8 protein-coding genes are annotated in these 11,163 nt (G+C 41.9%); 6 read left to right on the forward strand and 2 right to left on the reverse strand.

Annotated features, from left to right (window positions below):
• Positions 1–1,328 (reverse strand): NFACT family protein (locus K1X84_15730; protein ID MBX7153077.1); only part of this gene is annotated, 1,328 nt, incomplete at its 3' end.
• Between the two features lie 135 nt (positions 1,329–1,463).
• Between K1X84_15730 and K1X84_15735 the strand changes: the two genes are divergently transcribed.
• Genes K1X84_15735 through K1X84_15750 form a run of 4 tightly spaced genes read left to right on the forward strand, consistent with a single transcriptional unit; the run spans position 1,464 to position 7,365 of the window.
• Positions 1,464–2,879 carry a glycosyltransferase 87 family protein gene (locus K1X84_15735; protein ID MBX7153078.1) on the forward strand — a complete coding sequence of 472 codons (1,416 nt, stop codon included), beginning with the start codon at positions 1,464–1,466 and terminating at the stop codon, positions 2,877–2,879.
• A complete protein-coding gene (locus K1X84_15740) occupies positions 2,876–5,356 on the forward strand; it encodes a SpoIIE family protein phosphatase (GenBank protein MBX7153079.1) in 2,481 nt (826 codons plus the stop codon). The genes K1X84_15735 and K1X84_15740 overlap by 4 nt, the downstream gene beginning before the upstream one ends.
• Positions 5,353–7,068, forward strand: a complete 1,716-nt coding sequence (locus tag K1X84_15745; GenBank protein MBX7153080.1) for an ABC transporter ATP-binding protein/permease — start codon at positions 5,353–5,355, stop codon at positions 7,066–7,068. Before K1X84_15740 ends, K1X84_15745 begins: the two co-directional genes overlap by 4 nt.
• Before the next feature lie 27 nt (positions 7,069–7,095).
• Complete coding sequence (locus tag K1X84_15750) at positions 7,096–7,365, forward strand: oxidative damage protection protein (GenBank protein ID MBX7153081.1); 270 nt, start codon at positions 7,096–7,098, stop codon at positions 7,363–7,365.
• A 6-nt stretch (positions 7,366–7,371) separates the two neighbouring features.
• Here the strand turns inward: K1X84_15750 and K1X84_15755 are convergent, their stop codons facing one another.
• Positions 7,372–7,563, reverse strand: coding sequence for a hypothetical protein (locus K1X84_15755; protein ID MBX7153082.1), 192 nt, complete (start codon positions 7,561–7,563; stop codon positions 7,372–7,374).
• 242 nt (positions 7,564–7,805) lie between these two features.
• Between K1X84_15755 and K1X84_15760 the strand changes: the two genes are divergently transcribed.
• Complete coding sequence (locus tag K1X84_15760) at positions 7,806–9,809, forward strand: GWxTD domain-containing protein (GenBank protein MBX7153083.1); 2,004 nt, start codon at positions 7,806–7,808, stop codon at positions 9,807–9,809.
• A 188-nt stretch (positions 9,810–9,997) separates the two neighbouring features.
• The coding region (locus tag K1X84_15765) for a serine protein kinase (protein MBX7153084.1) at positions 9,998–11,163 on the forward strand (1,166 nt) is incomplete at its 3' end.

The raw sequence follows: 11,163 nt of genomic DNA on the forward strand, positions 1-11,163 counted from the left end.
ACCCGCCAATTGCCGTGTACAAGAAACTCGCGGAAAACCGGCGCTGTTTCAACTTTAGCGGGTTCCGCACTATTACGCTTGATCCATCCGAGTTCGATAAAACGTTCGTATTGCTTCGCAAAATCTTTCCAATCTATCTTTTCTTCATTGGAATAAGTTTCGATGAGCTTCTGAATCATCCGGTTTTCTTTATTAACAAAATCGATACGTTCAGCGATTTTTTTAACGGAATTTTTCAATTTTTTCGCCTGAGCAAAATAACGCTCAATATTTTCTTGTGGTTTTTTTTCGGGATTCAATTCGATCGTCACGGATTCACCGGAATCAGAATATACATTTTCCACTGTAACGTCGCTCATTCCACGCCTTAGTTTTCCAATATTAATGTTCAATAAATTTCCTTTTTGCTCGTATTCCGTAAAGCGCCGTGATTGATCCTGCTCGATTTTCAGCTTGTTCAAAACCATGGAGTTTTTTCGGACGCGCGAATTGCAGGCTTTCAGAAATTCTGAAACCATTTCTTTTTTACGTTCGAATGTTGCTTTTTTAGCCGTATAGACTTGCACCGCTTTGTTGACAGAATCGAACAATTCTTCTCGCATTTCAGGAAACCGGGCTTTAAGATGAATGAGTTCGACCATCGACAATACTCTAGGCTCGTCACCAATCCAATAAATACGGGGTTTTGAAACCATTAATTCGTGCAACATCGTTTGCATCAGGTTATAAGCGGCTTCCAGATTATTTTGTTTATCTGCATCGAGGCGCCACAAAAATTCCAGCGCCAGGAATTTATTAAATTGCGCTAAACCTTGACCCAGCGCAGTTTTAAAGTTGTCGACGGTTTGAAACCGGCGATAAAAATCATCGAAATCTTTCCACAAAATAGGCCGCGCCGAATCTGAATACAACTGATGCTTGAGCGTTTTTGAATCATGGAGCGCATCCAAAATTTTGTTATCGGGATCCAGCAACAGGACATTCATTGCTCCAAAAAATTCCGTTACAAGAGTAAAACCGCCGGACAATTTAACTGAAAGAATCCGGTCATGATCGCTCATGAGAACACGATCAATTTTAACGCCGATGACTGCCTGAAAAAGATCGACCGAATTTTTTTGTTTCCGGCGATACTCACTCCGAACTACGCTGTAACCGAATTGAGGTTCTATCGATATTTCCAAAAGCATTGCCTGTTTGGCGGGCGTTACTAATCCAATGCATACAATGTCTTTCGACTGGCTAAATATTTCAATAATTTTCGCCTCTGAAATAGCCTGATGTATTTCCCCAGCCAGCCGCTTTAATGTATAATAATTCCGAATCATAGCTTTGAAATTACTGTTGCGTTTATTCTACGGTTTCCTAAATTTGGCAAGCCTAATGCGGATCCTCTTCCCGATGTCCTCTGCATTTTTCAAGTGCGAAGATACCACATACCCGAAAGGAACTCAACACATTTTATGCTGAAAGATTGGCTTATCCGGCGCAGTTTCTGGATTTTAATGATTTTAGGCATCGTAATGGAAATTGCTTTTTATGCGCTTGCACACATTACAGATATCCGATATCAATTGCCGGATCTTTATTACTATTTCACTCACGCATTTGTCATTTACGTTCTCGTCATTTTGTATGTTAAATTTTTCTGGGGAAAAAGCTTTTTATCGGTTGAATTGATCGTTGCTTTTGGCATTCTATTTCGCCTGACGATGGTTTTCGAACAACCGGTACTATCCGATGACATTTACCGTTATATCTGGGACGGACGTGTTGCCAATATCGGCATCAATCCTTATCGGTATGTACCGGAATCCGACAATCTTGCCGGCTTACGCGATCGCGCTGTATATAAGCCGATGAACCACAAAGAAGTTCATACCATTTATCCGCCACTGATGCAGGGAATTTTTCAAGCGACAACTTTTTTTTCTCAATCGGTGTGGGCAATGAAACTTATGTTCTTGCTGTTTGATATCGGCATTATGATTGTGATCGTTTCATTGCTTAAACACTTTGACCGCGCCCTCAGTTGGGTACTGGTTTACGCGTGGAATCCATTGGCTGTTCTTGAAACAGGATGGAGTGGACATGGCGAAGTAGTGGCTGTTTTCTTTATGATATTGGGGCTGTGGTTCGCAGTTAAATACAAGCCCGTGGCCGCGGCAATAATGCTGGCCTTGTCCTTTCTTGCAAAGTATCTCGCCATTATTTTCTTACCGTTTGTCGAAGATATTCGGTCGCGATTCAAAGTTTTGGTTGCTGCTGTTTTAGTTTTTGCAATAATTATTGTTATTGGGTTTCTGCCATTTTCAAGCGCACAGGATTATTGGTTTATCGGACTTCAGCAATATACATCGACATGGGAATTCAATTCGTTTTTCTATTCCAATCTTTACGATTTTTTGAAAGATTTTTTTATCAACGACCCGTCGCATTATTTATTCGGGATTGAAACTGACAACAAGGCCCGATTGCTTACAAAATTAATTTTCAGTGTGGTTTTGGCCGCTATTTTCACAGGCTTGTATATTTCTTATATCAAAAAAAGTTATACGGTACAAAAGCAACAAATTATAAAGATGGCGTATATCCTTGTAGGATCCCTGCTTTTATTTAGTCCGACGTTGCATCCCTGGTATCTGATATGGATTATTCCTTTATTGTGTTTTTATCCCAATCCGGCATGGATTGGTTTCACGGGATTAATCACTTTATCGTATACAGTATTGGCGGAATTTCAAAAAACAGGCGTGTGGCAGGAATTTAAAACTATTCTTTTATGGCAATACATTCCATTTTTCGTTGTTCTGATTGCTTTATTTACGTGGAATCTTTACCATAATGTTATCAAAGCGCATCCGGGAGAACGTGAATGACTTCGTTTCATTTTCGTCGATTGGACATTATTTTACTTGTAGCCGCTATTTCCGGGTTTATATATTTTACATGGTCGTACCATTCGACTTATCCTGAAGCGGCAATTGAACATATGATTTCGAAGGAAACTGCCGAGTCCAAGGCTACAAATTTGCTTCAACAAAAAAATCTCCTTACACCGGCCAAACTGGATTCATTTTCGATGAAAACCAGAATTCGCTCGGACAAAGGTCAGATTCAATACCTGCAAGAAAAACTCGGATTGAAAAAAGCTGTCGATGTTTTCTCAGATGAAATTCCCGTTTACGTATGGAGCATCGAATGGCTGCATCAAACGGAAACTGAAATTCAAATCGGCAATAATTCGGATGACGGACGGACGGCACGCCCTAAGGGTTACGAACGTGTTGAAATTCAAATCGACGGAAAAGGCCGATTGATCAATTATGACTGCCGGCTCAAAAGCGTTGACAGCCTGCCGCGCAGCCGTATCACGGATGAAGAATTACCGCCCATTCCGCAAAACAAAACCATTACCATCTCTCCCGATTCCGCAAAAAAAATTGTTCTGGCTTTCCTGACGCAGACTGCCGGCATTCAGATCAATGATTTTCGCGAAGATAAATTTCAAACCACGGTTGATAATAATAATGAATCGTACGAATTTACTTTTGTTTCCAAATCGTCCGTGTATGACGAATCGGTCATTATCACGACACGCGTACGCAATTCACAAATCGCATTTTACGAATTCAAGCACCAATTCCCGGATTATTATAAACCGCATAAAGAACGCTGGCTCGATCAATCGCAGGACATTATCGATATCGTCATGATCATGCTGATTTCGCTGACTGTTCTGATTTATTTTTTCATACGCTTCAAAAGCGGCGCATTCGATTTTAAACTGGGTTTGTTTTTTGGAGGCGTTGTCGCGGTCGGTTTTGCGGTGATGATGGCGTTGATTATGGGCACGCAAAGTTGGGTTGGCCTGATTGTAGTGATTGTATTTGCCGGCGGATGGTATCTGCTCATTTCCGGAATCAGCGTTGCCGTCAGCGCGTCGCTAACGCGCGAAGTGTGGCCGGAAAAATACCAGACGTTCGAAGCCATTCGCCGCGGCCGTTTCTGGAATCAAAATTTCGGAACGAGTTTACTTCGTGGTATTCTGATCAGCGGGATTGTACTCGGCATCACGTCGCTCATTCTGCAAACTATTCCTGAAACGACGTTTGTGCTCAATAAACAAAGCGGATCAAAACTAGACGGTTACGGAGCAATCTTCCTGATCGCGGCCGGATTGTGGACATCGATAGTTTATTTTCACAGTTTCTGGCTTATGCCGTTTTCCGCCATCCGCCGCAAATCCAAACAAAATTGGATGATTTACGGTTCCGGAATCATTATGGGGATCATCTACCCTTACATTCTTAGCGATGCATCACCGATATGGACGCGACTGGTCATCGGCCTGTTTATCGGGCTGACCTATACGCTGATTTTGTTGCGCTATGATTTTCTGACGCTCATTACGGCCGGGCTTTTTACATACATCATCCAGGAAGGTTATTTCTTCCTGCTGATGGGCGATGTCATTCAAAGTACAATTTTAATAATTTTTCTTGCCAGCATCCTGCTGGTTGCTCTTGTTGGCGCGCTGAGCCGCGAGCGCGGTGACGATCTGCTTGAATTTGTTCCGGATTATATGCGTGAGATCGAACAGAAACAGCGGATGCAGCGTGAGTTTGAAATTGCCCGCGAAATTCAGACAACCATGTTGTGTTGTAAAACGCCGCAAAGTTCAGCGTTTGAAATTGCCAGCATGTGCGAACCGGCGTATGAAGTTGGCGGCGATTATTACGATTTTATCAATTTCCCAGGTAATAATAAAGTCGGCATCGTCATCGGTGATGTCTCGGGCAAGGGCGTATCGGCGGCATTTTACATGACCTTAGTTAAAGGCATCCTGCAGACACAAGCTTCACTGACCACAACTTCCACGAAAGAAACGTTATGCCGCGTCAATGAAATTTTCTACGACCAAGTACAACGTGGAAAATTCATCAGTATGATTTATGCTATTTTCGACTTTGACAGTAAACGCGTACTCATGTCGCGGGCGGGGCACAATCCTGTTTTGATCAAAAAAAGCGACACGCACGATCCTGAAAAAGTAACGCCCGGCGGTATGGCCATCGGCCTTACCAAAGGCTCTGCTTTTTCCAGTCAAATCGAAGAAGTATCCATCGAATTCAAATCCGGTGACGTATTTGTATTTTACACCGACGGTTTTTCGGAAGCCATGAACGCCAAAAATGAAGAATTCGGTGAAGAAAAGTTGTATGCATTAATTCAGCAATTTTCTCATCTCGAGCCCTCATCCATTATTAAATCCATCCATAGTGAAATCGGGCGCTTTGTGGGATCAACACCACAGCACGATGACATGACCATGATTGTTATTAAAATCAAATGAAGCGCTTTCTACAATCCTCCGCTCCGTTATCCCAGCGCGCCGGTCTTGCCATCAATGCCATGGCTTACTCATTATGCGCTGCGCTGAGCGTTTCCATCGTTATGCCGTTCGTCAATATTATTTTTACCGATATCCCCGTTTCGCTACCCGGAATTTCGATTCCTACATTGCCATCGAAATACAGCGCTTTGTTGCTGCTATGCGCAACAACGTGGATTATTTTTTTGTTCAAAAACTTCTTCTTCTTCCTTTCATCTCGTATCCAAATTCGCTTGAAAATTGCGTTGGCCCGGCAACTACGAACGGAATATCTGCGCCAGATTTTTTTGCGTGACCTGAATTATTTCCATTCAATCGGTGTTTCTGATTTGAGCGTTCAGTTAATTCAAACGATTGACCGCATTGCAGAAAAGGTTATCGGTTCGACGCTGATGTTTTCTAGAAATTCTGGACTCTTAATTCTCTATGCGACCATTTTGATCCTTATAAGCTGGAAATTAATGCTGGCAAGCCTGGTAGCCGTACCGATTGTAAGTTGGATTACCCATCGCCTCAGGAACAGTAACCTTCGGCACATCGAAAGCGATCAATCGTCTATGCTACGTTTGGCTCAAGACGTTCAACAAAAATCTTTCGCCATCAAATTGATCAAGCTCTTCCATTCCGAATCATACGAGACGGAAAAATTTCTGCAGAAAAATTTGTTGTGGTCAGAGGCACAGTCCAAGCGTTCATGGAACGAATCTTTAAATTACGTACTTGTCGAAATGTGCGGGGTAACACTTGGCGTCCTGTTATTATATCTGATTGGAATGGAAAATATTAACGGGTATTTTAATTATGGTCCAGGCGGGCTTGTGTTATTTATTGCGGCCGTTTTTTCAATGATTGACCCTTCCAAAGAATTGTACGAAGCAATCCGGCGCCGTTCGGAAGCTGAAATGCTTTGGAATAACTTGAATGACTCACCGCTTCCTCGACAAAACACACATTTTCAAGCCATGACGCAAAAATTTGCGTCTCTCGAATTCAACAATGTTTCGTTTCATTATCCTCAGAGCCCTTCTTCAGTCGTGCAAAATGTAACCGTTCAAATTTATCGGGGTGAAATCATTGCAATCACCGGCAAAAGCGGATCGGGAAAAAGTACTTTTATCGATCTCATGACAGGCTTGCAGCAACCGACTCAGGGAACAGTCGCTATCAATTCAATCGATGTTTCTCAAATTAATCCTCATGATCGGGCGAAGATTTTTGGAGTTATCACTCAAGAACCTTTGCTGTTTAATGACAGTTTATATAATAATATCAGTTACAATTTACACGGTATTACAGAACAGCAAGTTGTTGAAGTCTTGCGTTTAGTACAGGCCGATCACCTTATTGCGCACCGGAACGGCGTGCACACCATACTTGGCGATCGCGGTAATCAGTTATCCGGAGGCGAAAAACAGCGCGTAATCTTGGCTCGAATAGTTTTGCGCGATCCGGAAATAGTGATTCTCGACGAAGCGACTTCCGCTTTGGGCGAAACGATGGAACGGGATATTTTAAATACAATTTTCAAAATATTTGCAGGGCGAACGATCGTGATGATTTCGCATCGTCCGTCAGTATGGACGCTGGCCGAACGGGTTCTTGAAATCCGGCGTCATCGGATTATTGAACGTTCTGCCAAACATTCACTTCTGCACGAAAAATTTGCTGATTAAATTATTTGTCATCAAAGGAGAAAAAATATGTCTAGAATGGTTCAATGCGTAAAACTGAAACAAGAATTGCCAGGCCTGGATCGCCCGCCGATTCCTGGAGAATTAGGTAAGCGCGTTTTTGAAAATGTTTCAAAACAGGCGTGGAAAATGTTTGAGGATCATTTTAAGATGGTGATGAATGAATACCGGCTGAATTTGATGGACCCCAGAACGGATGAAATTTTCAAACAGCAAGTGGTGGAGTTTCTTTTTGGCAATGATACCAGAAAACCGGAAAATTTTGTTGAACCCAACTAGCTCGGATTATTTGAATCCGTTCATTTTTCTCGGACGGACTCCATTAAACATCATGACCAAACCGGCTAAACTGATAGCCATAGCTGTCCAGAAAAAAACAATCGACCATACCCGGTAATCGCTGACATAATTAAAAGCTGTCAGCACGCCAAAAAACATCATGATTAAACCAAAACCAAACCGCTTAGTGAATTGCATAATCTTTACCCGTCATTTTTTAAAAATCTAACAGGAAGCTTTCTCATTTGCAAGTTGCAAAAAATATAACCCTTAAATTCCCCTCGGGTGAGCTGACAGAAACTTGACTTTCAACGGCTCATCGTCTATATTGAATTAAAGGTTCATTCACATCTTTCAAAAGCGAAGTTCAGCCTCTTCGCTTTTTTCGTTTTCACCATCCCAGGCATCTCAATTTTCGCTCCACCGAAAGGATTTTTGAAATGCGGTTGATCCCTCGTATAACGTCGATTACAATTTTTTGTGTTTTATTTCAATGTGTTGCGTCGGTTAAAGCAATGGACTCCGACTCCACTATCAATGCGTTGACAAAAGTTGCTGTCACTTCGCCGGAATACCCTCGCTCTCTGCAACAATTAGCCGAAATTTATCTCGATAAAAATACCGTTCCATCCCGTCAAAAAGCCGAATGGTATATTCGTAAAGCACTGTCCTTCGATCCTGACAATTTTTCTTTTAATGTCACGTTCATCAAAATTTTATATGAAAAAGGATTTTATGTAACAGCCAATGAAACGTGCGACCGCATACTCACTTTGCAGCCCAGAAGCGGAGAAGCCTACAATATTGCGCTGGCCGACGTGTATTATTACAAAGGTTTGATCGCCGAACGTTCTGCGCTGAAATACAAAGACATGATCAGTTTTGTCGAAACATCACTGACCAATGACAACTATGTCTCATTGGCCAATTTTGGAGTTGAAGATTTAAGACTTGCTGCCTCGTGTTATGAATTTGCCCTTCAATACCGTTCGGATCACCACGATGCTTTGTTCCATCTTGCTCATTTATATCTGGAAGTAGATAATTTTTCCCGCATGGCGTTGTTGTTCGAAAAAGCCATCCGCCTTAATCCGTCCGACAAAGACGCCTACGTTTTTGCAGCTTTGGCTTATTATCGTTTAGGCCAAACTGCACAGGCTTATCAATATTATCAAAAAGCTTTTACCTTGATGACCAAAGAAGAATGGGCTGTGTACAATACTATTGAATACCTTGTGCCATCTAAAGAATCCGATGATTTCAAGCAAAATAACGAAAAGAATTCCTTAGAACAGTACGAACAAAAATTCTGGAGGCGCAAAGATCCTTTGTATTTAACCGCTTACAATGAACGCCAACTGGAACATTATAATCGTATCGCTTATGCTAATTTACGGTTCGGCGTTCCCAAATTAAATTTACCGGGCTGGAAAACGGAACGCGGTAAAGCTTATATTCGATATGGAAAGCCTGCCGGTTTTTATTCTATCCAACCCGATATCGGCATGCTGGGCGGATCGCAAGTGTGGCAATATCCGCAAACAACTTTTTATTTTAACGACGAATACGCTTCGGGTAATTTTTTGATGAACGATTCCACCATTCTACGCGAGCGGTCGCTGTTTAATACAACCGATGATCTTTTTGAACTGCCTAAAGAACGTACGTTTGCTTTACAGACGCGGTTATATCAATTCAAAAATACCAACGGTATGACGAGTATTCGTAATTATTTTTCGGCTAAGACCAATGAAGTTGATTCAGAATATGAGTCGTTCGGGCTTGACGTGGTGGCCGTAGCCGGTCTTTTCCTTCTTAATGACCAACACGACATCGTTTCAGAAACCAAAACGCGGTTGAAGCTTAACAAAGATCAGGAGTACAATGGACAGTTTGTTCATCATTTCGAGCTCGATAATTTATCGTCCAACAGCGGCGTGACCAGTTATTCTTCCGAGCTAATGACTTTGATCGATAACCGCGTCGGAGTAAAACGTGAGCCTGTAAAGATCCGAGACTTTTCTGTGGATCAACTTATGTTGAGCGATATCGTGATCGCGTCGGAAATTTCGCTCGACAACGGTATCACGATCGTTCCATATTTCGACAATATTATTTCCCGTAATCACCATGTTTACCTGTATTTTGAAACCTATCATTTAACATTGGACAACGATTCGAAAGCACGTTACAAAATAGAAACCACGTTCATTCGCTCTGATAAAGGCAATTTAAAAACATTCATCGGAAATTTGTTTGGTAAAAATAATGAGCAGATCGGATCATCGTTTGATGTGACATGCCAGGACCGGGATGATCGCTATTATTTTGCTTTAGATATTAAAGATTTAAATCCTGGCTCGTACCGTCTGATCATACGTGTAACGGATCAATGGTCTAAAGCGTCTACTTATCAATCGATTCCGGTCGAAATTGGCGACTAAATGAAATAGAAATCATTACCGGTCGTTATATTAAAATCTGCCAGTAATGATACTTCTAAAGAAAGGGAAACTGCATAAAATTATTTAGTGATCAAACCTAAGTTTTCAACAAAAAAAGCTAAGTGTTCTTTGTCATGATTTACAGATCTCAGTACAAGCACTTGGCTTTTTTATTTTAGGAGGTTACCATGAGCATCACAGACACCCAGCGCAATTCCGATACGGTCAAACGCATCCTTAATGTCGTTCGCGGCAAACAGGATTTGGACACTTATCAAAATCTGCACTGGGAAGGCACTTACCATGAATATTTAGACATCGTGACGCGCTCCCCCAAATCCGCACGCTCGGCTTTTCAGAGATTGTACGATATGATTTTATCGCACGGTCATGATGAGTACATCGACCTCAAGAAAAAAATTACCCACTATCGTTTTTTTGATGACCCGATCGATGACGGTAAGGATGCTGTGTACGGCCTCGATATCTCGCTGATGAAATTGGTCAATGCTTTCAAGTCGGCAGCACATCGGTATGGAACTGAAAAACGCGTGATTCTTTTACACGGCCCTGTTGGCAGTTCAAAAAGCACCATCGCGCGTTTACTCAAAAAAGGACTCGAGCATTATTCAAAAACGGCCGAAGGCGCCTTGTACAGCTATCAATGGACAGACGACAACGGTACTATCACCAAGTGCCCGATGCACGAGGAACCGTTGCATATCATTCCGATGGAAATGCGCGGCGAAACCGAACGTATCATCAACGAACACAGTAAAACCGATATCGAATACATTGCGATCGAAGGTGATTTGTGCCCTGTTTGCCGTCATGAGTACAACAAATATATGAAAAAATATAACGGGGATTGGGAATCGGTTATTAAGCATATCGGCGTTTTCCGTTTACTGCTTTCCGAGAAAGACCGTATCGGCATTGGAACATTTCAACCGAAAGATGAAAAGAATCAAGATTCAACCGAATTAACCGGCGACATCAATTTTAGAAAAATCGCCGAGTATGGCAGCGATTCCGATCCGCGCGCATTTAATTTCGACGGCGAGCTTAATATTGCCAATCGCGGAGTTGTAGAATTTATTGAAATTTTAAAATTGGATGTTGCGTTTTTATACGACTTGCTGGGCGCTTCGCAAGAACATAAAATCAAACCGAAAAAATTTGCGCAGACCGATATTGATGAAGTGATCATCGGACATACCAACGAACCCGAATATAAAAAACTCCAGAACAATGAATTTATGGAAGCGTTGAGGGATCGTACTGTCAAAATTGACATTCCGTACATCACCAAATTATCTCATGAAATCAAGATCTATCAGAAAGATTACAATCC

Source organism: bacterium, assembly GCA_019695335.1.
In the GTDB taxonomy this organism is placed as follows: domain Bacteria; phylum CLD3; class CLD3; order SB21; family SB21; genus JABWBZ01.